21 protein-coding genes are annotated in these 26,497 nt (G+C 41.9%); 16 read left to right on the top strand and 5 right to left on the bottom strand.

What is annotated here, in order from left to right:
- The first annotated feature begins 3 nt into the window (after positions 1 to 3).
- The 10 genes from ACRAD_RS08590 (at position 4) to ACRAD_RS08545 (ending at position 9,777) form a co-directional block, all read left to right on the top strand.
- Complete coding sequence (locus tag ACRAD_RS08590; protein WP_005019694.1) at positions 4 to 543, top strand: KdsC family phosphatase; 540 nt, start codon at positions 4 to 6, stop codon at positions 541 to 543.
- 39 nt (positions 544 to 582) lie between these two features.
- Complete coding sequence (lptC, locus tag ACRAD_RS08585; RefSeq protein WP_005026609.1) at positions 583 to 1,131, top strand: LPS export ABC transporter periplasmic protein LptC; 549 nt, start codon at positions 583 to 585, stop codon at positions 1,129 to 1,131.
- Positions 1,115 to 1,681: a lipopolysaccharide transport periplasmic protein LptA gene (gene lptA, locus ACRAD_RS08580; protein ID WP_005026607.1), complete on the top strand. Its 567-nt coding sequence runs from the start codon at positions 1,115 to 1,117 to the stop codon at positions 1,679 to 1,681. The genes lptC and lptA overlap by 17 nt, the downstream gene beginning before the upstream one ends.
- Positions 1,681 to 2,427 (top strand): LPS export ABC transporter ATP-binding protein, encoded by a 747-nt coding sequence (gene lptB / locus ACRAD_RS08575; protein WP_005019697.1) that lies wholly within the window; start codon positions 1,681 to 1,683, stop codon positions 2,425 to 2,427. Before lptA ends, lptB begins: the two co-directional genes overlap by 1 nt.
- 217 nt (positions 2,428 to 2,644) lie before the next feature.
- Positions 2,645 to 4,153 (top strand): TolC family protein, encoded by a 1,509-nt coding sequence (locus tag ACRAD_RS08570; protein ID WP_005026604.1) that lies wholly within the window; start codon positions 2,645 to 2,647, stop codon positions 4,151 to 4,153.
- A complete protein-coding gene (locus ACRAD_RS08565; RefSeq protein ID WP_010700220.1) occupies positions 4,150 to 6,294 on the top strand; it encodes a type I secretion system permease/ATPase in 2,145 nt (714 codons plus the stop codon). The genes ACRAD_RS08570 and ACRAD_RS08565 overlap by 4 nt, the downstream gene beginning before the upstream one ends.
- A complete protein-coding gene (locus ACRAD_RS08560) occupies positions 6,291 to 7,481 on the top strand; it encodes an HlyD family type I secretion periplasmic adaptor subunit (RefSeq protein WP_005026600.1) in 1,191 nt (396 codons plus the stop codon). The genes ACRAD_RS08565 and ACRAD_RS08560 overlap by 4 nt, the downstream gene beginning before the upstream one ends.
- A gap of 94 nt (positions 7,482 to 7,575) precedes the next feature.
- On the top strand, positions 7,576 to 8,172 hold the full coding sequence (locus ACRAD_RS08555) for an IMPACT family protein (RefSeq protein ID WP_005026592.1): 597 nt from the start codon (positions 7,576 to 7,578) through the stop codon (positions 8,170 to 8,172).
- Positions 8,165 to 8,782 (top strand): acyltransferase, encoded by a 618-nt coding sequence (locus ACRAD_RS08550; protein ID WP_005026591.1) that lies wholly within the window; start codon positions 8,165 to 8,167, stop codon positions 8,780 to 8,782. Before ACRAD_RS08555 ends, ACRAD_RS08550 begins: the two co-directional genes overlap by 8 nt.
- 152 nt (positions 8,783 to 8,934) lie before the next feature.
- A complete protein-coding gene (locus tag ACRAD_RS08545; RefSeq protein ID WP_005019705.1) occupies positions 8,935 to 9,777 on the top strand; it encodes a universal stress protein in 843 nt (280 codons plus the stop codon).
- 186 nt (positions 9,778 to 9,963) lie between these two features.
- Here the strand turns inward: ACRAD_RS08545 and ACRAD_RS08540 are convergent, their stop codons facing one another.
- From ACRAD_RS08540 to ACRAD_RS08520, 5 genes are all read right to left on the bottom strand, one after another.
- Positions 9,964 to 10,632 carry an O-methyltransferase gene (locus tag ACRAD_RS08540; RefSeq protein WP_005026590.1) on the bottom strand — a complete coding sequence of 223 codons (669 nt, stop codon included), beginning with the start codon at positions 10,630 to 10,632 and terminating at the stop codon, positions 9,964 to 9,966.
- Positions 10,633 to 10,778: 146 nt separating this feature from the next.
- Positions 10,779 to 11,495, bottom strand: a complete 717-nt coding sequence (locus ACRAD_RS08535; protein WP_005026581.1) for a D-Ala-D-Ala carboxypeptidase family metallohydrolase — start codon at positions 11,493 to 11,495, stop codon at positions 10,779 to 10,781.
- Positions 11,496 to 11,625: 130 nt separating this feature from the next.
- Entirely contained in the window at positions 11,626 to 11,949 is a 324-nt protein-coding gene (fdxA, locus tag ACRAD_RS08530; protein WP_005019709.1) for a ferredoxin FdxA, read from the bottom strand.
- A 663-nt stretch (positions 11,950 to 12,612) separates the two neighbouring features.
- Positions 12,613 to 15,264 (bottom strand): DNA mismatch repair protein MutS, encoded by a 2,652-nt coding sequence (gene mutS, locus ACRAD_RS08525; protein ID WP_005026580.1) that lies wholly within the window; start codon positions 15,262 to 15,264, stop codon positions 12,613 to 12,615.
- 907 nt (positions 15,265 to 16,171) lie between these two features.
- A complete protein-coding gene (locus tag ACRAD_RS08520; RefSeq protein ID WP_005026579.1) occupies positions 16,172 to 16,366 on the bottom strand; it encodes a heavy-metal-associated domain-containing protein in 195 nt (64 codons plus the stop codon).
- Between the two features lie 151 nt (positions 16,367 to 16,517).
- Here ACRAD_RS08520 and ACRAD_RS08515 point away from each other — a divergent pair, with 151 nt between their 5' ends.
- From ACRAD_RS08515 to ACRAD_RS08490, 6 genes are all read left to right on the top strand, one after another.
- Positions 16,518 to 18,995, top strand: a complete 2,478-nt coding sequence (locus ACRAD_RS08515) for a heavy metal translocating P-type ATPase (protein ID WP_005026577.1) — start codon at positions 16,518 to 16,520, stop codon at positions 18,993 to 18,995.
- Positions 18,996 to 19,058: 63 nt separating this feature from the next.
- Positions 19,059 to 19,451, top strand: a complete 393-nt coding sequence (gene cueR, locus ACRAD_RS08510; RefSeq protein WP_005026575.1) for a Cu(I)-responsive transcriptional regulator — start codon at positions 19,059 to 19,061, stop codon at positions 19,449 to 19,451.
- Between the two features lie 541 nt (positions 19,452 to 19,992).
- Positions 19,993 to 21,783 (top strand): IucA/IucC family protein, encoded by a 1,791-nt coding sequence (locus tag ACRAD_RS08505; protein WP_005026574.1) that lies wholly within the window; start codon positions 19,993 to 19,995, stop codon positions 21,781 to 21,783.
- Positions 21,776 to 23,182 (top strand): lysine N(6)-hydroxylase/L-ornithine N(5)-oxygenase family protein, encoded by a 1,407-nt coding sequence (locus tag ACRAD_RS08500; protein WP_005026573.1) that lies wholly within the window; start codon positions 21,776 to 21,778, stop codon positions 23,180 to 23,182. The genes ACRAD_RS08505 and ACRAD_RS08500 overlap by 8 nt, the downstream gene beginning before the upstream one ends.
- 13 nt (positions 23,183 to 23,195) lie before the next feature.
- The gene (locus ACRAD_RS08495; RefSeq protein ID WP_005026572.1) at positions 23,196 to 24,632 is read left to right on the top strand and encodes an MFS transporter; all 1,437 of its coding nucleotides are present in this window, start codon (positions 23,196 to 23,198) and stop codon (positions 24,630 to 24,632) included.
- A 22-nt stretch (positions 24,633 to 24,654) separates the two neighbouring features.
- Entirely contained in the window at positions 24,655 to 26,496 is a 1,842-nt protein-coding gene (locus ACRAD_RS08490) for an IucA/IucC family protein (protein WP_005026570.1), read from the top strand.
- Position 26,497: the final 1 nt, after the last annotated feature.

The following is a 26,497-nucleotide window of genomic DNA, read 5'->3' as shown; positions in this document are numbered from 1 at the left end:
ACTATGGCATCATATGTTTTACTTGAACAGGCTCGACATATGCAGGCCCTGGTTCTGGATGTTGATGGAATTTTAAGTGATGGTTTTGTTACTCTCACCAATAGTGGCGATGAAATCAAGTCTTTTGATATTCGTGATGGTCTGGGAATGAAGCTGGTGCAGCAGGCGGGTATGAAAGTCATCATCATTACCGGTCGCAGCAGTAATATCGTACATACCCGTATGTCCAGTCTGGGTGTTGATCTGGTTTATCAGGGCCGTGAAGACAAAGGGGTAGCATTACGTGAAGCCTGTGCGCAGCTTGGCCTTTTACCAGAGGACTGCCTGTATATGGGAGATGACTGGCCTGATCTCTCTGCTTTTGCGATTGCTGGTATGAAAGTTACTGTACCTAATGGTCATGTGGAAGTACGCCGCCGTGCAGATCTGGTCACCCAGTCAATGGGCGGTCGCGGTGCAGTACGGGAAGTATGCGATATATTATTAAATGCAAAAGGTGTTTACCAAGAACTTCTTGAAAAATATCTTGCTGTACCACATTAATAACAGATGTCCTGATTTAAAGAACTTAGAACCACGCTTATGGATACCCGAGTTTTATACGTTGTTGCGATTTTAATAGCAGCCCTAAGCGGTGGTTATTATTATTTCAGTGGAAAGGGCAAACGGCTTGAGGTGAATTCAGGGCGTAACATGACTTATTCCGCAAAAGGCATTCATCTTACTCAAACAGATGAGCAAGGTAATCTGTATGTAAAAGCCAAGGTTGACCGTCTGGAACAGGATATGCAACAAAAAACGTCCAGGCTTGATAATCTGGATGCTTCTATGTATGAGGACGGGACAGTTAATGCCACTTTCTTTGCACGTCAGGCCAATAGCTTTAATGACAATGAAAAAATTGTCTTATCGCAGGATGTAGTGGCTACCCGTTTAGGCGCACAGGGGCCTATGGAGTTTCGTACCGATAAATTGACAGGTTATCCCAAGCTAAAGCAGCTGGAAACTGACCATCAGGTTATTGTGCAGTCACCTCAGGCAGAATTTGTAAGTCAAGGTTTAAAAGCCGATTTAAATAAAGGTCAATACGAATTCTTTAATATTCGAGGAAAGTATGTCCCAAACACTTAATTATAACCGAACTTCAACTTTCCTGAGACAGGCTGTACTTACTGCATTGCTCGGAGTAACTTCTGTAGCTGCTTTGGCTCTACCTTCTGACCGTAATCAGCCGATATCACTGGTTGCTGACCGCGCAACCTATAATGAAAAAACTGGTATAACCACTTATACCGGTAATGTCATTATCGAACAGGGTACTATGAAGCTTCAAGCCAACTCAATTGTGGCTCAGCTTAATAAAAGCCGCCAGATCAGTACGATTACTGCTACAGGCAAACCTGCCAAGTTCCAGCAGCAGCTCGATACCAATAAAGGTCTGGCTCGTGGCGAAGCCCAAAAGATAGTTTACAATGCTGAAACTGGTATTATTACGCTTTCTGGTGGAGCTTATCTCTATCAGAATGGAGCAAGTATTCGAGGAAATACCCTGCGCTATAGCATGAATAAAGGCGATATTGAGGCTGTTGGCTCATCAAACAGTACAGGTTCATCGACAGGCCGGGTACAGATTATTATTCCACCATCAGCTTCAAAAAATTTCCCGGGAGCACGTGATTAATGGAGCAATCACTAAGCCAGCCACAAACTCTTACTATTAAGCATCTGGCAAAAAACTACAACAAACGCTGGGTTGTGAAAGATGTGTCTTTTTCCATGCAGAGCGGTCAAATTGTTGGTCTCCTGGGTCCAAATGGAGCCGGTAAAACGACCAGTTTTTATATGGTGGTCGGCTTGGTCCGTATGGATAAAGGTGAAATCCATCTGGATCATCTGGATCTTTCAGATCTGGCCATGCATGAGCGTGCGCGTAAGGGAATTGGCTATTTACCTCAGGAAGCATCAATTTTTCGCAAGCTGACAATTGCTGAAAATATCATGGCGATTCTGGAAACCCGTAGAGACCTGAATAAACAGCAACGTCAGCAACGTTTGAATGAACTACTGAATGACTTCAAAATTACTCATATTAAAGATTCATTAGGTATGAGTGTTTCTGGCGGTGAACGCCGTCGGGCCGAGATCGCACGTGCTCTGGCTGCTGATCCGAAATTTATGCTGCTGGATGAACCCTTTGCAGGCGTTGATCCGATTTCAGTAGGCGATATTAAAGATATTATTCGTAATCTGAAAGAACGTGGCATCGGTGTACTCATCACTGATCATAATGTTCGTGAAACACTGGCTATTTGTGAAAAAGCTTATATTGTCAGTGAAGGTGCAGTGATTGCAGAGGGTACACCACAAGAAATCTTGGAAAATGAAACAGTGCGGCAGGTCTATTTAGGTGAGGATTTCACAGTTTAATTAGACAGTCTTTTTTTTGATCCTACTTCTAAACCGCTCATAAGCTCTTTTATTTTACTGAGATTTAAAATAAATCTTGTGAGCTTTTTCCTTAATTACAATTTTAAAAACCAGTAAAACTATTTAACAAAAATTACGGTTCAGTTATTAAAAATATGTAAAATGTAAAAGTTCCAAATTATACCTATAGCAAAGCGTTCAACACTGTAACCCTTTTATGAAGAATAAAGTAATTAATAAAAAAGTTAATGGATTAATACCTGCGGTTCTATATTTAACCCTAGCACCTTTAACTACCTTAAATGCCGCCACTCCTGGTGAAAGTTACCATACTTTAAAAAACAATCTTGTCCAGTTGTTCTCACCTCAGCAGAATGAATCATATCGACAGGTAAATATTGCAGAACTTAGCAATTTTCAGCTGGATCGGTCTGCTATTCAGGAGTTGCCTGTAGTGGGTTCAGCTAGTCCGGCGTCTGTTTCGACTCAAGTCTCCACAGAGCTTTCACTGATTGAAGCGGTGCGACTGGCTGTGCAGCGTAATCCGCAAATTACTCAGAGTATTTCGTCTGTTGCTGCACAAAATGCCAATATTGATGTGGCCAGGGCTGGCTATTATCCACAGCTTTCAGGTGGTTTAAGTACGGGTGATATGACCACAGGAGAGCGGGGCAGACAGTTGCTGAGCCTGAATGCCATTCAGATGCTCTATGATTTTGGTAAGGTCCGCTCCGGTGTGAATACTGAACAAGCCCGATTACAGGCTGAACAGGCCAATGTGCTGGTCAGTATTGATGAAATTGCTCTTGAAGTTGCTAATACCGTGATTAACATTAAGCGATATCAGGAGCTTAGCCGGATTGCCCAGCAGCAGATCAGCGGTATTCAATATATTCTGGAGATTGCTAACCTGCGCGCTAAAGCAGGTATCATCAGTCAGGCTGATCCGGTACAGGCCCAGTCTTATCTTGAATCCGCCCAGGCAAATCTAATTGCGCAACAGTCTTTTCTGCGGCAGTATCAGCAACGGCTGCGCACCTTGCTGGGTTTTGAAGTCAGCCACACTGGCTGGATCATACCAGAAACACTGGTAGCCCGATCAGCATTATATGAAGAGCCACAATTTACTACGATCCCGCAGATGATGGTTGCTCAGGCACAGGTCGAGATTGCAAAATCGCAAAGAGAACAAACCCGGTTAAGCCGTTATCCAACCTTGAATGTTAGAGGTTCGCTGAGCCAGGCAGTTAATGGCCAGAATCCCAATAATAATGAAGATGATGGGCTCTACAGCTCTGTCATGCTAGAGGCTACCAGCAACTTTTATCAGGGCGGGGCAGTAACTTCGCAGACACGTGCAGCGGGTTATGCGGAGCAGGCAGCCCGGGCCAGAGTTAATGCAGTTTATCTTGATGTGCTGGATCAGGTACGGACCACCCGTGAACAGGTTGAAAATAAGCAGAGACAGATGCAGGTACTCGTTGCAAGACAGGCTACCACTGTGCGGACAAAAGAGCTCTATCAGGAACAGTATAAACTTGGAACGCGGACGGTAGTGGATTTGCTCAATGCCGAACAATCCATCCATTCCTCGGCTTCAGAGATTGAAATCGCCCGTTATGACATTTATGACAGTATTGTTCAGAATATCGCGGCAACAGGACGTTCACGTGATGTCTATGACTTAAATAATATTTCGATTCAGGGATTTGAAATTCAGCCATGAGTACAAAAATAAATTACCAGCCTTGGCTACAGGGCGTAATGACGGTTGCCCGACATTACCGTATTGAAACCTCTGAAGAGCGCATTCGTTTGCAGCTGGACTGGAACCAGATCCAGACTCTGGATGAGGTTCTGTTATTGATGACCCGTCAGGTAGGTTTAAGCTTACGTAAGAGTAAATTTACGCCCGATATACTGAATCCCTGGCGTTTGCCGGTTCTGGTTGAATTCCGAAATGGACAGGTGGGAGTGATTGACAAGGCCGACACCGCCGGTAATGTCAGTATACAGCTGAGTGGCGATCAGGGCCTGGCGCAAAGTTTTAAAGTAGATGAGCTACAGCCAGTCATTAAAACTGTTTACATCCTCCGGCCTGAGAGTTCGGTACCTGATGCGCGGATTGATGAATATATCAAGCCTTATGAAGCTAACTGGTTCTGGAGCATTGTCCTCAAGGACTGGAAACGTTATATCGACATTATGTTTGCCTCTCTCATGGCAAATATTCTGGCACTGGCGACTATTATCTTTTCCATGCAGGTTTATGACCGGGTCGTACCTTCCCAATCCATTCCAACTTTATGGGTTCTGGCTGGAGGGGTACTGATTGCTGCGATCTTTGAATTTATCATGCGGGTAGCCCGGGTTTACCTGTCCGATATTATTGGCAAACGTGCTGACCTTAAAGTTTCAGATCGGGTATTTGGTCATGCATTACGGATTAAAAACAGCGAACGTTCAAAATCAACCGGAACTTTTATCTCCCAGATACGTGAACTCGAAGGTGTAAGGGAACTGGTCACCTCAACCACAATCAGTGCCATTGCCGATTTACCTTTTTTCTTTCTGTTTCTGGTTATCTTCTGGATCATCGGTGGCAACCTGTTCTGGGTGATGCTGCTAGTGGTACCGCTGATGATTATTCCCGGTATTCTGGCCCAGAAGCCGCTGGCCAAGCTTGCGCAGGAAGGCATGCGTGAATCCTCTATCCGAAATGCCATACTGGTTGAAGCCGTACAGGGAATTGAAGATATCAAGCTGCTACGGGCAGAATCCCGCTTTCAGAACCAGTGGAACCATATGAATGAAGTCTCTGCCGATGTCAGTATGAAACAGCGCAAGATTGTCGGCGTAATGACAGCCTGGACTCAGAAAATCCAGGGACTGACTTATGCCATTGTAGTGCTGGTCGGTGCTTTTGCTGTAATGGAAGGTGACATGACTACTGGTGCACTGGTAGCCTGCTCAATCCTGTCTTCACGTATGCTGGCGCCAATTTCACAGATTACAGGTGTGCTGGGACGTTTGCAGCAGGCTAAAGTAGCTAAACAGAGTCTGGATGAGCTAATGAAAAAACCGGTAGATCAGCCTGAGCGGGCCAGTCTGATTCACCGGCCTGTACTATATGGCAATTATGAACTCAACGGCATAGTCTTTAAATATGGTGAAGATGACCCGAAACCCAGCCTGATGATTCCAAAGCTCAGTATCCGTGAAGGTGAAAAGATTGCCATACTTGGCCGCAATGGTGCCGGTAAAACGACTTTGCTACAGTTGCTGGCCGGAATGCAGGTTCCCCTGCAAGGGAACATTGACCTGGATGGATTAGACCTGAACCTGATTGACCCGTCAGATGTACGCCGCGATGTAGCTTTGCTTAACCAGAATGCTCACCTGTTTTATGGTACCATCCGCGAAAACCTGACTTTAGGTGCGCCTCTGGCCAGCGATGAGGATGTGTTAAAGGCACTGGCAATTACCGGTGCATTGCATTTTATTAAAGAGAAAAAAGAAGGCTTGGACCATATTATTCTGGAAGGGGGAATCGGGTTTTCGGGTGGGCAGCGTCAGGCATTATTATTAGCCCGGTTACTGATTCGCCAGCCTAATATTTTATTGCTGGATGAACCTACTGCTTCTATTGATGACGTTTCAGAAAAACAGCTGATTGACCACCTTAAGGGCTGGCTGTCACACCGTACCCTGATCGTGGCAACCCACCGGCGTGCAGTGCTGGAACTGGTAGACCGGATTATTATTATAAATGAGGGCCGGATCATGATGGACGGGCCGAGAGACCAGATCCTGCAGCAAACTGTAGCAGTACAGCCCCATAAGACCCTTCAAGGAGGCCAGGCATGAGTGATCACAAACCTGAACTGCAACGTTCTATGACAGTCTCTTACCGGGAGCCTCCCTTACCCAAATCAAGTCTGGTAATCTGGATTGTCGGCTTATGTCTGCTGGTACTGCTGGTCTGGGCCTGGTTGTTTAAACTTGAGGAGGTCTCAACCGGAACCGGAAAGGTGATTGCGTCATCGAAAGAACAGGTAATTCAGTCCTTGGAAGGTGGCATATTGACCCGTCTCAACGTTAAGGAAGGTGATATTGTCGAGCAGGGACAGGTACTGGCCCAGCTTGACCCAACCCGCTTTGCTTCCAATGTAGGAGAGTCCGAGTCGCTGCTGGTTTCGGCACAGGCAACTGCGGCACGCTTACGCTCTGAGGTAAATGGTACGCCATTATCATTTCCAGAAAGTGTACGTAAAGTACCGGCACTGGTTCAGGAAGAAACTGCGCTCTATTATTCAAGGCGCAGCAATCTGGAACAGTCCATGTCGGGACTTAAACAGGCACTGGAGCTGGTCAGGCAGGAACTGGTTATGACCGAGCCGCTAGTTGCTAAAGGGGCAGCCAGCGAAGTTGAAGTCCTGCGTTTAAAGCGTGAAGCGAATGATCTGCAAAACCAGATGAATGATTTGCGTAACCAGTACTATGTAAAAGCACGAGAGGAACTGGCCAAAGCCAACACAGATATTGAAACCCAGCAGCAGGTGGTCAAAGGTAAATCTGATACTCTGCAGCGTACCACTTTCAAGGCGCCGGTCCGTGGAATTGTAAAGGAAATTGATGTAATGACCCGCGGTGGAGTAGTGCCGCAAAATGGTAAGCTGATGACGATTGTTCCCCTGGATGAACAGCTCTTGATCGAAGCACGCATCTCTCCCAGGGATATTGCTTTTATTCGGCCGGGACAGGATGCGCTGGTAAAAATCACGGCCTATGACTATTCAATTTACGGTGGACTCAAGGGGAAGGTAACCGTAATTTCACCGGATACCATTCGTGATGAAGTGAAGCAGGACCAGTTCTACTACCGGGTTTACATCCGTACCGATACGGACAAGCTGATCAATAAGGCCGGGCAGAGTTTCGGAATTACCCCGGGGATGGTGGCAACGGTAGATATTCGTACCGGACAGAAAACAGTATTGGACTATCTGCTTAAACCATTTAATAAAGCTAAGGAAGCTCTACGGGAACGTTAAGAAACTTACTTTGAAAAGCCTCCTGAGGGAGGCTTTTTTATTTTTAAAATTAAACCGGTTATACTTAATATTTGTTGCAACATGTGATGGTGATATGCCGTTTACAATTTCCTCCCCAGTGCAGTTTGAAGAAGAAATCAAGAAGAGTCGTTTCCTTGCAATTGCTGCGCCTGTAGATAATGAACAGGCAGTAAAAGATTTTCTTGAAACTTATAAAGATCATAGTACTACTCATCAGTGCTGGGCTTGGAAAATTGGGCATCAAATCCGTTTTAACGATGACGGGGAACCTTCAGGAACAGCAGGCCGTCCTATTTTTGCCACTATTGAAGGGAATGAACTTACCAATGTTATTGTCTTGGTTAACCGCTGGTATGGTGGAATCAAGCTGGGCACAGGAGGGCTGGTACGGGCTTATGGTGGATGTGCTGGACAGTGCCTGCTGCTGGCAGAAAAGGTTGAAGTAATTGAGAAAAAACAGGCTTACTTCTGCTGTCATTTTAATGAATGGGCTATATTGCAATATGAACTTAACCAGCAGCAGATTGAGTTTCAGGAAAATTATACAGCTACAGGAGTAGAAGTAGAGTTACTTTTGCAAGTGCATCAGATTCATTCCTTTAATTTAAAACTTCAAGATATTAGCCGGGGACGGGAACAGCTAAAATTACAGGAGCAGGAGCATGCCTGAACAGGATCCTTTACTAAAATATAGAGATCAGCATAAGCACCGCTTGAATTATATGCCTTGGCTGTACTATACGTTAAAGCCCCATCATCGGGCCTGGGCCGAAGCATGGCAGCAGGAATATCAGGCTTATCTGATGGAAATGGAAACAGTAGAGATTGGTAAAAACTGCTTTATTTCACCACTTGCCCATATTTTTGCCGAACCGGGACGCAAGATTATTATTGGCGATCATAGCTTTATTGCAGCAGACTGTACCTTACATGGTCCAATTGAGATCGGGCAGGAAGTCGCGATTAATCACCATTGTATTTTAGATGGTGGTCGTGCTGGAATCCGTCTACATGATCAGGCCAGGATTGCCGCTTATTGTCATCTGTATGCATTTGATCATGGTATGGCACTTGAACAGGCGATCTACCAGCAACCGGTGCGTTCTCAGGGAATTGAGATTGGGAAAGATGTGTGGTTAGGTGCACATGTTGGTGTAAAAGATGGTATCAAAATAGGAGCACATGCAGTAGTCGGTATGAATAGTATGGTGACACATGATGTGGCTACCTGTGAAATTGTGGCAGGAAATCCTGCTAAACTGATTCGCTATCGGAAATAAAAACTGCATTCTAATATAGAATATTTATAAATGATTATTTTACTGGCAGGTTTTCCAGTTTAAAAAATTAACGCATAAAGTACTTGCTTTGTGATAGCTTAAGTTATGACATTAAAACATATTGGGCGTTAAGACCTAAAGAGAGGCGTAAAATGAACCGTGTAATTGCATGTATTGACTCATCTCCATGTATCAATGCAATTGCTGAGGCAGCTGCCTGGATAGCATCGAAAACACAACGAGAACTAGTGCTATTACAGATTCTGGATTATTACCCTGCCAGTTATCATTTGGGAGAAATTAGTGGCGTAATTGGCTTTGAAAGTAATGCCATGCTCTTGAAAGAACTGGCAGAACTTGAACAGAAACAAAGTGAACTTGCCATGGATTATAGTAATAATCTGCTTAAACATATTTCCAATCTGATTCAAGAAAAATACGGTATTACCTGTACTAAAATTCAGGAAAAGGGAGATTTTCTGGAGCAGAGTTTCAATTTGCTTCATGAAGAAGATATTGTTGTGATTGGCCGTGTGGGTGAACGCTCTGCTGAACGTAACAAAGCAATTGGTAGTAACGTTGAAAACTTTATCCGTGGTGTAAAAAGTACGGTAATGACGGTAGGTGAAACGTTTAAGCCACCAACACGGTTTATTTTTGCCTATGAGTATTCACCGACCTGTCTTGCCATGATGCGCCGCATTGCAGTGAGTGACCTGCTTAGACAGTTGCAGTGCCATTTGCTTTATGTAGGTGACCAACCGGAGGTTCTAAATGAGCCTACTCAGTTCTTGAAGAATGCAGGACTCGATGTTGTAGTAGAATATCGCTATGGAGATGTAGCAGAAAATATTTTAGATTATCAGCGTGAACATGGAATTCAGATCATTGTTCTGGGAGCCTTTAGTCAGAGTAAAATTCGGCAATTTTTCTTGGGTAGTATCGCTACAACTATTTTCCGTAACGCGACAGTTCCGCTATTAGTAGCAAAATAATTGATCTTTAAAGACCAATCTATTTAGCCATTAATATATTTAGAATAAGTTGTAAAGTTTTAAATAGTATTAAAAAAGTCCATATAGTTATCCGCAATTACTGTGGATAACTATATGGACAGTATATGTAAAATAATGAAATTTAAAAATATTTTTATAGTGATTGTTTTTTATGCTTTTGAGTTTTTATTTTACAATAGCTAATGCAAACCCATCGTGACCTTTACTTCCGACTGTTTGTAGAGCTGTAGAAGATAGAAGTCGAGGATGACCTTTTAAGGCCTCAAACAAATCGCGGATACCCTCAATACTTGGTTTTTTATTTTCAGGATTGATGATTTCACCGGCACGTATGACATTGTCCATGAAAATTAAAGTTCCTGAACGTGAAAGGTTCAAGCTTAATTCCAGGTATTCAGAATAACTCTGTTTGTCGGCATCGATAAAAATAAAATCAAAAGGTTCGGCATTCTGTTTAATTAATTCATTTAAAATATCAGCAGCACGTCCAACTTTTAAATCAATTTGAGCAGCCAGTCCGGAATGCTCGATATTTTCCTGTGCGACAGCAGCATGAGCTTCACGGCCTTCGATAGTAAGCACATAACCTTCATCACCCAGTGCTCTGGCTAACCAGACTGTACTATAAGCAGCAAAAGTACCCAGTTCCAGAATTCGCTTGCAATTGTTCATCTGGATCAACATTTGCAGAAGCATTCCCTGATTAGGGGCAACTGCCAGATGTTCAGGCAGACCTCGACGTGCTGTATTATCTACAGTTCGTCCTAAACATCGATCATCGGGAATTAAATGTGAATCAATAAATTGGTCAACCTCTGTCCACATCTGCTGCATAATTTGATCACCTGTATTTTCATTGAGGCAATTGTAAGCCTTTCTAGTCAGAGTTCAATTTACCCTAAAAAGATTCGCTGGTTTTTTCTACAATTTCTGATTGTAAAAAAGGAGGCATAAGCCTCCTGTATCTGACAGAAATTCAATTAGAAATGACACATTGAACTGTTACGGGTCAGATCTGGTCCCCAAGTACGGTAACCATGAGTATCAATGTGAATTTGTCCAGAGGCATACAGGCCAAGACCCATATTAAAGCTTTGCCCATGCTGAGACCAGAATTGGCATAATTTAAATTTGGTATTTTCAATGAAAGCATAATCTTCAGGTTGAGGAAACTCTGGCCCTATACGAAAATCTATAGCTGAATTGAACAAATGGCGTGAAGAATTGGCCCCACCAGCACATTGATTTAAAGGTAAATCCCGATAGACTGAAGTCACTTCAAAATCGGTCAGAATTTTAGACGCTACCAGGTATTTAAATATACGTATGGTTGCCAGCTGGTTATTCCATAATTCACGATTTGGGATGGCATATTGTGAGCGGCCACATTTTTGCCAGTCACGGGCAGTACGCATGAGTTCAAAGCTGGGGATAATATTGCCGACGTTATTGCGTTCCAGAAACTGTTCATACTCGCGCACACGTCTAAGATTATCGCCTGAAGCAAGCCAGGTTTGGTAAGAATTAGGAACAACTTTAGGTGGAATCGGACGTTCAATAATCACGCGTTCCTGTGGTATAAAAATACGTTTTCCTTGTGGATGGGCCATATTGCCTTGTTGCGGCGCAGTAACACAACCACTCATCACCAAAGGCATAATGCCAATTGCCATTATACCTTTCAATAAATGCTTCATCGAAAAATCAATTACTTATAAATTGGATATCTATTCTAATTCAAAAATGTCGGGAAAAATGGGAAAAATTGCAATCTAATGTTTAATTTGAGTATAAAAAAAGATCAGCTTATGCTGATCTTTTCTCATTTTATTTCTCAAGATACTGGAGCTTGTCCGGTTTGCCATTCCACTCTTCACGGTCTGCTGGCTGTTCACCAATTTGAGTAATGTTTGGCCATTTTTGTGAAAGGTCTGCATTAAGTTCGATAAACACTTCCTGACCTTCTGGAAGTTCATCCTCAGAGAAAATTGCATTAGCTGGGCATTCTGGTTCACACAGAGCACAGTCAATACATTCATCAGGATTAATAACCAGGAAATTCGGACCTTCATAGAAGCAGTCTACCGGGCAAACTTCTACACAGTCTTGATATTTACATTTAATACAGTTTTCAGTGACAACAAAGGTCATGGCGACAGCTACCTAAAAATACGGTTCTAATGAGTAATGCGCTATTTTAGGCAAAAATCTACTCTACTAACAATTCCTTTTATTGATATTTGTTATTTATATGCATGAAATACAATTAGAATATTGATATTTAAACAGTACTAAGCAAAACAGTTCTATATTTCTTGAAAAATTTCATAAAAATAGCAATTCAAAAACAAGAGCATAACTACCAATAAAGAGTACAGGAGTAAATTTCGTCTAAAAATGAACAGTAAGATCTATAAAAAATAATGCCTTATTTATACCAATATTTTTTAAGATTAATTCTTGGCCGAGTTACTTTATTGTAGCTTGAAAATCTATTACTGATTCCAAGCTCAGGATTGATTGTTGTAATAGAAGTTAAGATTTATGAGAGAAGTTTAAATTCCTGATCAATTATACTGTTTAAGTGGTCAACTCAAGGAGTGTAAAAAAATAATCTGGAAATAGAACCCAAGATTCTTGGTCTTATCTGCATAAAGATGTCTGCATTTATCTTATAACGAGATAAAGATAAATTTAATTTTATAAATTATAGACTTGAAAATAGATAAGCTGTACAGAATGCAGGTAGAAATAGCAATATATAAAAATCGCACTGAATAGTGCGATTTTTATATTCAGATTTGTGGTCTATTTTCAGCCTTTACTCATCGTCTGCTCAAGCTGATCTTTGAGTTTATAGAGCTGAGCCAAAGCTTCCCGTGGAGAAAGACTATCGACATCAAGCTGTTCTAAAGACTCTAGTATAGGAGAAGTTTTTTCAACCTCCATTATCGTCTCCGTGACTGGAGAAACTACGGGGGGAATTACATCAAAAAGATCATTTTGTACCACTGTCTGTAAATGCTGTTGCTGCTGCTTTTCCAGAATTTTGAGGCGTTTTTGTGCTTCTTTAATTACACTGGCGGGGATACCCGCAAGTTTAGCTACTTGTAAGCCGTGACTCTGGCTTGCTGGCCCAGGCTGTACCTTGTGTAGAAGAATCAGATTGCCATTCATTTCTTTGGCTGTTACATGATAGTTATCTATACCAGCTTCCTGGCCAAGCTCGGTTAACTCAAAATAGTGGGTAGCAAACAGACACAGGCATTTAATACGTTTAGTTAAGTCCAGTACACAGGCCCATGCTAAAGACAGCCCATCATAAGTGCTGGTTCCACGGCCAACCTCGTCCATAAGCACTAAAGACTGACTGGTAGCGTGATGCAGAATCTGAGAGGTTTCTGTCATCTCTACCATGAAAGTGGATTTACCCGATGACAAATCATCTGCTGAACCGATGCGAGTAAAAATCCGGTCAATTGGTCCGAGTCGTGCAGACTGTGCCGGTACGAAACTGCCGCAATATGCCAATAGGCTGATTAGCGCAGTTTGGCGCATGAAAGTTGATTTACCTCCCATATTCGGACCAGTAATAATCGCCATGCGATGATTAAAATCCAGAGAAGAATCATTTGGGGTATAAGGGGTTTTACTTAAACTTTCTACGACCGGATGACGTCCAGCTATAATCTTGATCCCAATTTCAGGTGAAAACTCCGGGCGGTTCCAGCTTTTTAAGCGGGCCTGATAGGCAAAGTTGGCCAGCAGGTCTATCTGAGCTATAGCACTGCTCATAACTTGCAGACTGGCAATATCCTGACGCAGTTCTTCAAGTATTAATTCAAACAGGAGTTTCTCACGTGCCAAAGCACGCGATTCGCTAGAAAGCACTTTATCTTCAAAGCTTTTGAGTTCTGGGGTGATGTAACGCTCAGCATTCTTTAGCGTCTGACGACGAATATAATGCTCGGGTGCCTGCTCTGCCTGTGCACGGGTAAGTTCAATGTAATAGCCGCTGACCCGGTTATAACCAATCTTAAGTGTAGAAATACCTGTCTGCTCACGTTCCTGAATTTCCAGGTCGATTAGAAACTGGCCGGCATGGTCACGAATTTTACGTAGCTCATCTAACTCATGATCAAACCCTTCGGCTATTACATTGCCGTCACGTAATAATACTGGCGGATTTTCAACAATTGCTGAACTTAGGCGTTCAGATAAGACCTTAAAATCACCGAGCTCCTGATAAAGCTGATGAAGCATTTTTGATTTTTTACTATCAATTACTGGCTGTAATGCATGACGTAAAAAAGGGATTTGGCTACATGCCTGACGCAACTGTACCAGATCACGGGGACGTGCAGTGCCTAAGGCAATACGGCTTAATACCCGTTCGATATCACTGATTTCTTTTAAAACCAACCTTACAGGAGCTTCATGATAGCCCTTAACCAGTTGCTCAATGGCATCAAGCCGGGCTTCTAAAATGACTGTATCACGTATGGGCTGCATTAAGGTGCGGCTGAGTAACCGTGAGCCCATTGCAGTCTGACACTCATTAATGAGATGAAATAATGACGTACCATGCTCAAACAACGGATCAATAATTTCCAGATTGCGCCGTGTAACCGGGTCAAGCGCAATAAAATCACTGCTCTGTTCCAGACGGATAGACCGAATATGCGGCAGAGCCGTTTTTTGTGTCTCTTTCGCATAGTGAATGAGGGCGGCGGCGGCGGCCTTCGCTAGAGGTAGATGATCAATACCAAAACCGGACAAAGTGGACACAGCAAACTGGTCGCATAACGTTTTTTGCGCATTATTTAAATTAAAATCAACATTTGGACGTTTAGTGACTGGACAATCAATCTGTTTCTTGATTTGCTCAATAATATTGGCATCGACGAGATCTTCATCGACCAGAATTTCGCTTGGCATTAAACGGGAAAGTTCAATTGCCAATTGTTCTGCTCTGTATTCCTGCTGTTGAACTTTAAAGATACCCGCGCTTAAATCCAGTAAGGCGATACCCACTTGGTTCTGCTGAAAATATAAGGCGACCAGATTAGAGCTTTGATAAGAACTTAACAGAGCATCATCAGTTAGTGTACCTGGTGTTAAAATACGTACAACCTTACGCTCTACAGGACCCTTGCCTGTAACTTCACCCACCTGTTCACAGATGGCGACTGTTTCGCCAGCTTTAACCAGACGCGCCAGATAGCCCTCTGCAGAATGATAAGGTACGCCCGCCATCGGTATAGGGTTGCCGTTAGCTTTACCGCGATGGGTTAAGGTAATTCCAAGAAGTTTGGTGGCCTTATGAGCATCATCAAAGAATAATTCATAAAAATCACCCATACGATAAAATAACAAGGCATGGTTATGTTGCATTTTGACTTTTAAGTACTGCTGCATCATAGGTGTATGGGTGGAGAGGTCAGCCATTATTTCTGTGCTATTCATGTATGTAAATCCTTAAATTTATAAAATAAATTTAGTTTTCTAGGAATTTTGGCTGTCTAACCAATTCGATGCGTACCTGACCTGAACGAAGAGAAAAGTATATCTTCTTCTATATTAAAATTGAGTCAACAGTATGTGAGAGTACGAAGGCACTCTACGGGTGTCATATTAACAAATCCATATAGATTCACAAAAAGGATTGCTCATATGAGTGCGTAAATTAACAACAAAAAGTATGCTCTGTCAGTTTGTATCATAAATAACATGAAATTGAGTGATACTAATAAAAAGTCTTGGTGAAGATGGGTGAAGAGTTATTTAAGGAAAGATGAGAGTTAAAATTTTGATTTAATGCTATAAAAATAATAATTTATATAACTTTGTAAATATATCTCTAGTCAAAGTGCGCATAGGCGTATAGTGAGTAAAGGGATTATATTTCCAAGGCGCTTACTGTTCCTAAATTAAATGATTGATGAGTAAAAATAAATGTTAAAAGCTAATAGTAAAATATTTGTCTTAAATGATGTAATTAAGTTTTATTTAATAAAAATAATTGAAGACTAGGTTATTTTTGATAAAAGAACAGGAAAGTTAAGGCAATAAAAAAGATTACAAGTTCTGAAAAGATGATAGGAAGCAAAAGGAACGTTATATCTTAATTCAACTAAAGAATTTGATCTGGATAAGCTGAAAAATCTTTTGATAAAATGAAGAGAGAATAAACACTGCGCAATATAAGTATTGATTGGAGTATAAATAAAAACAACAGGAAACAACCTGAGCGCTAAATTAACTTGATTGACGTGATACTGCTTTATCTATTGTTTAGTATAAAAAATATTTGTTTTTATTAGGCCTTATCGCCCTATTTTTCTAAAAATAAGGCGATAAGTGAGCAAATATTTTATTGAGATTTTGCTGGAAAACCATCTTCTGCTAAAGCATTTGTAATCTTGTCGATACTTTCGGTTGATTCTACACTGACGACCTTGGTCGCTAAATCAATATCAACTTTGGCACTAGGGTCTATTTCATGAATGGTTGCAGTCACACCACGGGCGCAGCCCCCACAAGTCATATTTTCAATCAATAATTTCATGGATTTTCTCCAAATAGAACATCACTTCAAGCAAAGTTTAAACCTTTCCATGATGGTAAGGTCAAGTGTATTCTTTTAAAAAATTTGCTTGACCTTACCATGATGTCAATCTGTATGCTGCACCTTAAAGATTGTCATGACAGAGGTTGTTATGGATTCAAAAAATATAAAACCCTCTCCCTATCGTGAAACATTATCCATCACCGGTATGACCTGTGCTTCCTGTGTTGGGCGTGTGGAAAAGGCATTGAAGAAAGTGGAGGGCGTTGAAAGTGCCCAGGTTAATCTGGCCACTGAAAAGGCCGTGGTTTCTTCTTCTGAGCCTTTAGACCTTATGGTATTGACTAAAGCCGTAGAGCGAGCTGGCTATGAAGTTAGTGCTACGCAGCCCATAGAACTTGAAATTGATGGGATGACTTGTGCCTCTTGTGTAGCAAGAGTAGAAAAAGCCTTAAAAAAGGTGATAGGTGTACAACAGGCCAATGTCAATCTTGCAACTGAACGGGCTTGGGTACAAGGCAATACTCAATTACAGATTAATGATCTGATTCAGGCTGTACAAAAGGCTGGCTACACTGCCAAGCTGGTTGAGCAAGATCAAAATGAACAACAGGGCAAAAAGGCCTCAGAACAGCAACAGCTTAAACGTGATTTAATTCTTTCCCTGATTTTAGCTCTGCCTGTTTTCATTTTGGAAATGGGTTCGCATATGATTCCAGCCTTTCACATGTGGGTAATGGAATATATTGGTCATCAACCGAACTGGCTGATTCAATTTGTTCTAACCACACTAGTACTCATATTTCCAGGCCGACGTTTTTACCAGAAAGGAATTCCGGCCCTGTTCCGTTTGGCACCAGACATGAATTCTCTAGTTGCTGTTGGAACGCTGGCTGCATATAGTTTCTCACTGGTTGCAACCTTTATTCCAGAAATACTGCCTCAAGGCACAGTGCATGTCTATTATGAGGCAGCAGCCGTGATTGTGAGCTTGATTTTATTAGGACGCTATTTAGAGGCAAAGGCTAAAGGACGTACTTCACAGGCTATTCAACATTTAATAGGAATGCAGGCTAAAACAGCGCGTATTTACCGTGATGGGCAGGTGATAGAAGTACCAGTTGCAGAGGTGACTACTGACACGATTGTTGAGATTCGTCCTGGCGAACGTGTGCCTGTTGATGGGGAAGTAGTGGAAGGCCGAAGCTATATTGATGAGTCCATGATTACAGGTGAGCCTGTTCCTGTAGAAAAACATTCGGGAGATCAGGTGGTAGGCGGGACAATCAACCAGAACGGAACATTAAATATTCGGGCAACTGCGATTGGCGAGTCGTCTGTATTGGCACAAATCATTCGTATGGTTGAGCAGGCTCAAGGCTCCAAACTCCCTATTCAGATGTTGGTTGATAAAGTCACGATGTGGTTTGTTCCAATGGTAATGCTGTTAGCTACGCTGACTTTTATTGTCTGGTTTATTTTCGGTCCAGAACCTGCCTTAACTTTTAGTTTGGTGAATGCAGTGGCAGTATTGATTATTGCCTGCCCTTGTGCAATGGGACTAGCGACCCCGACCTCAATTATGGTAGGTACAGGACGCGGTGCAGAAATGGGTGTGTTATTCCGTAAAGGTGAGGCTCTTCAGCTTGTACAGGAAGTTAAGGTTGTTGCATTAGATAAAACAGGTACACTGACTGAAGGTAAGCCACTATTGACCGATTTTCATGTTCAGCAAAGTTTTGAACATAAGAAAGTTCTACAGATTGTGGCCTCGGTTGAAGCAAAATCTGAACACCCGATTGCACTGGCAATTGTTCAGGCTGCAGAGCAGCAAAAAATCAATCTGTTGCCTGTAACAGCTTTTGATTCAGTTACAGGATCAGGCATTAAGGCAGAGGTTGAAGGACAGAGTGTCCAGATTGGTGCTGACCGTTACATGCAGCAGTTGGACCTTAATGTTACATCTTTTGAGCAGGAAGCAGCACGTTTGGGACAAGAGGGTAAAACCCCAATCTATGTGGCAATTAACCATAAATTAGCAGCCATTATTGCTGTTGCTGACCCCATCAAGGAAACCACATATGCTGCCATTAATGCCTTACACCAGTTGGGTTTGAAGGTAGCCATGATTACAGGTGATAATCGCCATACTGCTCAGGCGATTGCTGCGCGTTTACATATAGATCAGGTCGTGGCTGAAGTTCTGCCTGATGGAAAAGTTGAGGTAGTACGTCAGTTGCAACAGCAATATGGTCGGGTAGCATTTGTTGGAGACGGTATTAATGATGCGCCAGCCTTGGCCCAAGCTGATGTTGGCTTGGCAATAGGCACAGGTACCGATGTGGCGATTGAGGCAGCAGAAGTTATATTGATGTCAGGTAATTTACAGGGTGTACCCAATGCAATCGCATTAAGTAAGGCAACCATTAGTAACATTCGACAAAACCTGTTTTGGGCGTTTGTTTATAATATTGCCTTGATCCCTATTGCGGCGGGGGTATTGTATCCTGCATTTGGTATTTTACTGTCACCCATCTTTGCAGCGGGTGCCATGGCATTATCTTCTGTTTTTGTATTGGGTAATGCCTTACGCCTAAAATATTTCAATGCGCCGCAAGTGAGTACATAAACTATATTGATAAGGGTGGAAATCAAATTAAGGTTGAAACCCTGTTTAGGCCAGAGGTAATAAATGAATATTGGTCAAGCTTCGAAACAATCAGGCATTTCAACTAAGATGATCCGTTATTATGAACAGATTGGTCTGCTTGAGCCTGCTAAAAGAACGGATTCTGGCTATCGGATTTATTCAGAACGTGATCTAAAAACCTTGGTTTTTATAAAGCATGCCAGAGATTTAGGCTTTTCCTCAGAGCAAATGAAAGAACTGGTTTCCTTATGGAAAAATACAGATCGTCAAAGTGCTGAGGTTAAGCAACTGGCTTTAAAACATATCGATGAATTAAAACAAAGAATCGCCAGATTTCAGGAAATGGTTAATCTTTTACAGACATCAGCAAATTATTGTACTGGCGATAATAGTGCAGATTGTGCAATTTTAAATCATATTGAAAAAGGGAAATAAAATAGCGAGGATGGTTATTCATGCTACAGGAAAATATACCTAAAGCTATATACAATACGAGAGACAGATGTTCTGATAATTTTTTGATTTTGTTTAATTAATATATAAATTTATATTTATTTGCGGTATAAAGTAATTTTCTAGAAAAACTATCATCTAAAAAATATAAAAACTTTCTAACTGACCGGGACAAATTTTCTGTACTGAACTGAATACAACCTAAGGCTGCCGCTGTTTTCACGTCGATTTCAGCTACATACTCAACATCTAAATTAATATATTCGGATACTAAAGCAGTTAGTCATCCCAACCTAAATTATTTCACTATAACTCCTCAATAAGTTTATCTGTTCTTTTATCTATAGAGAAATTTTTATTTAAGTATTTAATTTAATGGAGATTTTTTTAAAGCTATGTATGCAATATTGATTGTTAGTACTCTATTAAATGAAAATGTAAATAATAGTAATTATCATTTACAATTAATTTATATAAGTATATTTTACTCATCACACTATTTTTACTTAATAGAGTGATGAAGATGAGATCGTTCACGGATAAGATCGCTTTACAACATTTAGTCAATGCATATCTACAAGAAACAGGTAATGGTCGTTTTATTCCTAGCGCAGAACAATCGCAACAGTTACAAAATCAGAGTCAGGGAAATACCGTATTGTGTATTCCTTTGCAAACAGTTTCCGGGTTTTTATATGCGCCACTTGCCTATGTGAGCAAAGTAGGCAGACATCGTTTCGCTGCTTTACCGTGGGTAGAACAAGGCGGGAAAATACTGAAGCTGAGCCCGGTCAATTTGGCAGCAAACTTGTTGGAAAATTTAATTTTTCAAAAAAATGATGAAGCATTAGATTCCTCATCTTTGCTTGAATGCTGGATTCAAAGCCGCGGGGCTCTGCAACAATTTCTGAGTTACCGTGAAGAGCAGATCGATGCCGTAATTAAGGTCCAGCAAAACTTTATTCAAAGTGAGCAAGCTCTGGTTCTCGGGCATAGTATGCATCCCTCACCAAAGAGCCGTCAGGGTTTTGTTCAAAATGACTGGCAGCTTTATTCTCCAGAAACCCAAAGTACTTTTAAGATGCATTTCCTGTATATCCATCCAGATCAGGTAGTACATGACAATGCACATAAAACTGATATTTCTAACCAATTAAAACAGGACCTTGCACCATTTTTTAATGCCTATCATCAAGCCAAAATGGATGAGTATCCTGATTATGTGTTATTACCATTACATCCATGGCAAGCCCGCTACTTAAAAGATAAAGACTGGTATCAACAGCTTTTACATCAAGGCAGACTGGTTGATTTTGGTGCCTTGGGTTGGGAGATGAAAGCGACCACCTCGGTACGTACTTTATATAGCGAACAGGCGCCCTGGATGTTTAAAACATCTCTGACAGTCGCCGTAACCAACTCTATTCGTATCAATCTTTATAAAGAATGTCATCGTGGTTTGCTGAGCTACAAATTGTGGAATGATGAGTGTCTTTCCGGTTTCAGGCAGCGTCATCCACATTTAAAAACTATCAGTGATCCGGCCTGGATGGCTTTAAAAGTTAACGGCCAGGTTTTAGATGAAACCATTTGTATTTTGCGCGAAAACCCATTCCAGGAAAATGCTAATGTGACCTGTATTGCTTCACTCTGCCAAGACCATCCTTTTGAAGCTAGAAACCGTTTTAGCGAAATCTTTGCGAATCTTTCCCGAAAAACTGGTCAAAGCCAAGCCAATATTGCTTTGCAGTGGTTTGAGCGTTTTCTGGAAATCACGATTTTGCCACTAATGGAGTTGTATCATGAATTTGGTATGGCATTTGAGGCCCATCAGCAAAATACTTTAATTGAGCTTGAAGAGGGTATGCCTAAAAATGTCTGGTTTAGAGACAATCAGGGATTCTATTATATCAAGGAACTGGCCAGCGAAATTTTAGAACGTTTCCCGACACTGGCAACAGATGGCCAAGCAGTCTGTCCAATAGCTTTAGTGGATGAGCGTTTCCGTTATTACTTTATTGGTAATACTTTATTCGGTCTGATCAATGCCATTGGTATAACAGGAGTAGTTGAAGAGCAAAAACTGATTGAAATGCTGCAATCCTGTCTGATGCAGGCCTACCAGAAATATCCGGAAAGTAATTTATTAAAAACTGTTTTATATCAAGAAACCTTCCCCTATAAAGGTAATTTGATGACGCGTTTGTATGAGTTAGATGAATTACAAGCCCATATTTCTCAGCAATCCATTTACATCAACCTTAAAAACCCGCTGTATGTTGTACAGACTGTAGTGGAGGCTGAATATGCTTGATTTTATCGGGATCGGCTTAGGACCCTTCAATTTAAGTCTGGCAGCCTTGCTTCATCAGCAGAGCTCACTCAAATACCAATTTTTCGAGAAACGTCAGGATTTTGACTGGCATGCTGGCATACAGCTACCTAATGCCATGATGCAAGTACCTTTTATGGCGGATCTGGTTAGTCTGGTCGAGCCGACCAGCCCGTATAGCTTTTTAAATTATTTAAAAGCCCATCAACGTCTATATAAGTTCTATTTTCGGGAAAATTTATATATTCCACGCCAAGAATACAATCATTATTGTCAGTGGGTCGTTCAACAATTAGAGCATTTGCAGTTTGGTAGCCGAGTAACCGACATCGCGCCAATTTTAGGTGGTTTTCAGGTTATTACCGAACAAAAAGGCCGGCTATCTGTGCATCAAACTCGAAAACTGGTGTTGGGAACAGGGACAACACCCAAGTTACCCCAGCCATTACAGCGGATAGCCGAGCAACATCCACACTGTCTGCACTCCTCGAATTATCTACATCAGGGTGATCAGCAGTTATCGGGCAATGTGGTGCTCATTGGTTCGGGTCAATCAGCTGCTGAAATCTTTATTGACTTATTTGACAGGCAGATTAACCCTGAAACCGGGCAAGCAAAATTTCATTTATATTGGCTCACCCGTTCAGCAGGCTTTTTTCCCATGGAAAATACGCCGCTCGGTCTGGAAAGTTTTAGTCCAGATTATATGTCTTATTTTTATCATTTATCCCAAGACTTAAAAACGACATTACCTGCAACTCAGGCCAACCTGTACAAGGGTATTAGTGCCAAAACTATCCGGGACATTTATGAACGGCTTTATCAGCGCAGTATTGGAGCAGTAGATACACATGTCACTCTGGCAGGTCATTATCATCTTGAAAATGCCCAGCTGGTTCATGGAAAAAATATTCAGCTTAAATTTTTACAGATACAGAAACAGCAGAATTTAAATATACAAGCCAGTACGGTTATTGCTGCAACGGGCTATCAATATCCATCTTTAGACTTTTTAAATAAGCTTGGCTCTAAGATTGGTTTAAATCCACAGCATCAATGGGAAATTAATGAAAACCATCAACTCAATTATCAGGGTGATGGGGAAATTTATGTTCAGAACACGGACTTGCAGCATCATGGTGTCGGGACGCCTGACTTGGGTTTAGGAGCTTTTCGTTCTGCAAAAATAGCTAATCAAATTTTAGGTAAAACTTATTTTGAAATTGAAGGCCGACAAAGTTTTCAGGATTTTCAGATTAAGGAAACTGAAGCTTCGTTTGCTATGCCTGCTATAGCCAAAAGTAATTTTCGGACAGATGTGATTTCATCACCGATTTCAAAAAAAGTAGCAGATTTATTTCCTCAATATTCAATGAAATAAATGGGGAATTGTCATGGCTGAAATATCAAATTCAGATTCCCGTTCTGTTTCGGATCCTGACCTGTCCCAACGCTGGGTCATGCTGTCTGTTATGTTGGGAACAGGAACGGTGAGTCTCAATAATAGTAGCTTTAACCCGGCAATTCCCCAGTTGATGCAGGATTTTCAGATTGCAGAAGTAGCAGTAAGCTGGGTGGTGGTAGTTTTTCTTTTAACCATGAGCCTCAGCCTGCTGTTAACTGGTTTTTTAAGCCAGCGCTTTGGTCAGCGCCAAGTCTACTTATCTGCATTAAGTATTTTTATGTTGAGTTCAGTCTGCGGTGTATTTGCCTCTGGCTTTGAAACAGTATTGGCTGTACGGGCCTTACAGGGTTTTGCAAGTGGATTGATGATTCCATTGTCGCTGGGCATTATTTTTTCAGTGACACCGAAACAGCAACGTGGTAGTGCAACGGGACTATGGGGCGCAATGATCATGCTGACTCTGGCCTGTGGCCCGATGTTGGGTGCACTGCTTCTGGTCTGGTTCAGTTGGCAAGTACTTTTTCTGCTAAATGTTCCCTTGGCTATAGCAGCATTGGCCATCGGATGGTTATATTTGCCCAAGCAGTCACTTATTCGCAATTTGAAATTTGACTGGTTCGGTTTTAGCTTGCTGGCGGTTTCAATCATTTCGTTACTGTTGGGGCTAAGCACAATTAAGCAATGGGCAGATTTTTCCCAGTCTTTATTCTGGTGGCTCTTCGGTTTAAGTGGATTAAGCGGGTTTGGTTTTATTTGGTTCAGCCGAAAAAGAACCAGCACGATTATTGCTTGGCCCTTATTTCAAAGCCGTGAGTTTAATTACAGTCTGATCATTTCGATTGTACATACTGTTGGCTTGTTTATGAGCCTGCTACTGATTCCATTACTGGTCCAGAATACACTTCAGCTAAGTCCAATCTGGACAGGCCTATTGCTGATGAGTAGTGCCTTAGCCACCAGTCTATGCAGCAGACACGCAGGTAAATATCTAGATCAGCACGGTGCAAAACGGCTGATCAGTTTTGGCCTGTTGCTAACTGCAATCGCCTTTATAGGGCTGGGCCTGGCTGCCGGTCTATCTATTAGTTTGCTCATCTTTTGCATGATCATTCATGGTCTGGGTTTTGGCTTGTCATATATGCCTGCGACCACCGCAGGGCTTAATCATCTACATAATCCAGAGCTGGTCACGCAAGGGGCTGCTGTCAATAATCTGTTTCGGCGCCTCTGTTCGGCTGTCGCCGTGGTGATGGCTGCACTTTATTTACAAATTCGTACACAGCATTTGTTATTGAACCATGAACTGCCTATTGCACAACTGTATGCAATTCGCGAACTGTTTTTCTTCTGTGCCGGCATGATGCTATTAGGCTTGCCCTATGCATGGAAATTTCCACATTCAAAACAGTCCACACTTCATGTTTAAAATTAATAATCAAGGAAAAATTATGGGTCACTTAGCTACAGCATTCGCACAAAATAACCATTCCACTTTTACACCTACCTTGGCTTGGCAACAACCCGATCAGGCTGCTATTAAAAAGGTAGAGCAACGAGTTATTAAACAGTTATTTCAGGCACTGATTTATGAAGAGGTAATTGCAGCCACAATAGAAAATGAATGTTTTATCATTAGTGCTCAGGATCGAAACCAGCAGGCGGTAGAGTATATTGCCTCGGGTAAACACTATTTGAGTTTTGGTTTGGTGCGTATGGATGATCAGGATGTCATGCGCCAAGACCATACCGGGCAAAGAACGGTTGCACAATTAAATCAGGTGATTGATGAAATTGTTCGGGCTATTCCAAATGGGGCAAAACTAGAAGATTTTATTCATGAATTAAAACGGACTTTTATTCATGATGTGCAATCGCAGCAGTATCAAAATGCGTTTTCGCTTCCTGCTGTCCAGCACAGCTATGACGTTCTTGAAACCTATTTGATGGCGGGGCATCCCTATCACCCGTGTTATAAGTCCCGGGTTGGCTTCAGCCTGCAAGATAACTTGAAATATGGCGTAGAGTATGCACAACCGGTCCATCTGGTCTGGCTGGCTGTACATTCTTCTTTATGTTCAGAGAATGTCTCTCACTCAATTGATGCAGATCAGTTTTTACATGAACAGCTGACTAAAGGAGAGACAGAAATATTTAATCAGGTTTTGGTAAGGCAGGGCTTGGATGCTACTGAATATACTTGGCTGCCTGTACATCCCTGGCAGTGGGAAAATACCCTGGCCCATACATTTTTTGAAGAAATAACCGCACAAAAAATGGTGTATTTAGGCCGTGGTACTGATGCCTATATTGCGCAGCAATCATTAAGAACCTTAACCAACTTACAGCATCCAGAAAAGCCTTATATCAAACTTTCGATGAGTTTAACCAATACTTCAAGCTCACGAATTCTGGCTTCGCATGCCGCTATGAATGGCCCGTTAATTACCGACTGGTTGCAAGGCCTGATCGAAAAGAGCGAGATTGCCCATTCTTTAGATTTTGCAATTTTAAGAGAAGTACATGCGACTGCTGTTGACTTTACCAAGCTTCCCACATCTCATGCCAGACAGGCTTATGGCACGATTGGAAGTCTGTGGCGTGAAAGCGTTCACCACTATTTGAAGCCGGGGGAAGATGCCATTCCGCTGAACGGCATCAGTCATGTCCAGAACGATGGCCAACTTCTGATTCAGCCCTGGTTAGATGCACATGGAACTGAAGCCTGGCTGACCCAATTCCTCTCCGTGGTGATCCAGCCTATTCTGTTTTTATTGCATGCTGAAGGAATCGGCTCTGAGTCACATGGACAAAACATCATTCTGCTACATCAGAATGGCTGGCCAACCCGCATTATTTTAAAAGATTTTCATGACGGTGTTCGTTTTCATCCGGACCAACTCACCCATCCAGATGAGTGTCCTAAATTACATGCCTTGCCGGCAGAGCATGCCAAAGCCAATCGCATGTCCTTTATTTTGACCGATGATTTAAATGCAGTTCGGGATTTTAGTTGTGCCTGTCTATTTTTTGTCGCTTTAAGTGATATTGCGATCACCCTGCAACAGCAAATTGGGTTAGCTGAACAGCAATTCTGGCAAAAGGCGGCCGATATTATTCATCACTTCCAGAAAAAATACCCGCAGCATCAAAGTAGATATGAAAAATTTGATGTATTTGCAGCGCAGTTTTGCATTGAATCTTTAACCAAAAGACGGCTGTTTGGTGATAGCAAAGTACAGCTACGTCTGGTGAATAATCCACTACATGCATTTCGTCAACTATCAGTTTAAG

This window comes from Acinetobacter radioresistens DSM 6976 = NBRC 102413 = CIP 103788, assembly GCF_006757745.1.
GTDB lineage: Bacteria > Pseudomonadota > Gammaproteobacteria > Pseudomonadales > Moraxellaceae > Acinetobacter > Acinetobacter radioresistens.
Note: the sequence above shows the minus strand (reverse complement) of the source record. Positions and strands in the feature narration are given on the sequence as shown.

Bases quoted from the DNA above. Each gene is read 5' to 3' on its own strand.
- ACRAD_RS08590 (WP_005019694.1), top strand. From the start codon at position 4: ATGGCATCATATGTTTTACTTGAACAGGCTCGACATATGCAGGCCCTG.
- lptC (WP_005026609.1), top strand. From the start codon at position 583: ATGGATACCCGAGTTTTATACGTTGTTGCGATTTTAATAGCAGCCCTA.
- lptA (WP_005026607.1), top strand. From the start codon at position 1,115: ATGTCCCAAACACTTAATTATAACCGAACTTCAACTTTCCTGAGACAG.
- lptB (WP_005019697.1), top strand. From the start codon at position 1,681: ATGGAGCAATCACTAAGCCAGCCACAAACTCTTACTATTAAGCATCTG.
- ACRAD_RS08570 (WP_005026604.1), top strand. From the start codon at position 2,645: ATGAAGAATAAAGTAATTAATAAAAAAGTTAATGGATTAATACCTGCG.
- ACRAD_RS08565 (WP_010700220.1), top strand. From the start codon at position 4,150: ATGAGTACAAAAATAAATTACCAGCCTTGGCTACAGGGCGTAATGACG.
- ACRAD_RS08560 (WP_005026600.1), top strand. From the start codon at position 6,291: ATGAGTGATCACAAACCTGAACTGCAACGTTCTATGACAGTCTCTTAC.
- ACRAD_RS08555 (WP_005026592.1), top strand. From the start codon at position 7,576: ATGCCGTTTACAATTTCCTCCCCAGTGCAGTTTGAAGAAGAAATCAAG.
- ACRAD_RS08550 (WP_005026591.1), top strand. From the start codon at position 8,165: ATGCCTGAACAGGATCCTTTACTAAAATATAGAGATCAGCATAAGCAC.
- ACRAD_RS08545 (WP_005019705.1), top strand. From the start codon at position 8,935: ATGAACCGTGTAATTGCATGTATTGACTCATCTCCATGTATCAATGCA.
- ACRAD_RS08540 (WP_005026590.1), bottom strand. From the start codon at position 10,632: ATGCAGCAGATGTGGACAGAGGTTGACCAATTTATTGATTCACATTTA.
- ACRAD_RS08535 (WP_005026581.1), bottom strand. From the start codon at position 11,495: ATGAAGCATTTATTGAAAGGTATAATGGCAATTGGCATTATGCCTTTG.
- fdxA (WP_005019709.1), bottom strand. From the start codon at position 11,949: ATGACCTTTGTTGTCACTGAAAACTGTATTAAATGTAAATATCAAGAC.
- mutS (WP_005026580.1), bottom strand. From the start codon at position 15,264: ATGAATAGCACAGAAATAATGGCTGACCTCTCCACCCATACACCTATG.
- ACRAD_RS08520 (WP_005026579.1), bottom strand. From the start codon at position 16,366: ATGAAATTATTGATTGAAAATATGACTTGTGGGGGCTGCGCCCGTGGT.
- ACRAD_RS08515 (WP_005026577.1), top strand. From the start codon at position 16,518: ATGGATTCAAAAAATATAAAACCCTCTCCCTATCGTGAAACATTATCC.
- cueR (WP_005026575.1), top strand. From the start codon at position 19,059: ATGAATATTGGTCAAGCTTCGAAACAATCAGGCATTTCAACTAAGATG.
- ACRAD_RS08505 (WP_005026574.1), top strand. From the start codon at position 19,993: ATGAGATCGTTCACGGATAAGATCGCTTTACAACATTTAGTCAATGCA.
- ACRAD_RS08500 (WP_005026573.1), top strand. From the start codon at position 21,776: ATGCTTGATTTTATCGGGATCGGCTTAGGACCCTTCAATTTAAGTCTG.
- ACRAD_RS08495 (WP_005026572.1), top strand. From the start codon at position 23,196: ATGGCTGAAATATCAAATTCAGATTCCCGTTCTGTTTCGGATCCTGAC.
- ACRAD_RS08490 (WP_005026570.1), top strand. From the start codon at position 24,655: ATGGGTCACTTAGCTACAGCATTCGCACAAAATAACCATTCCACTTTT.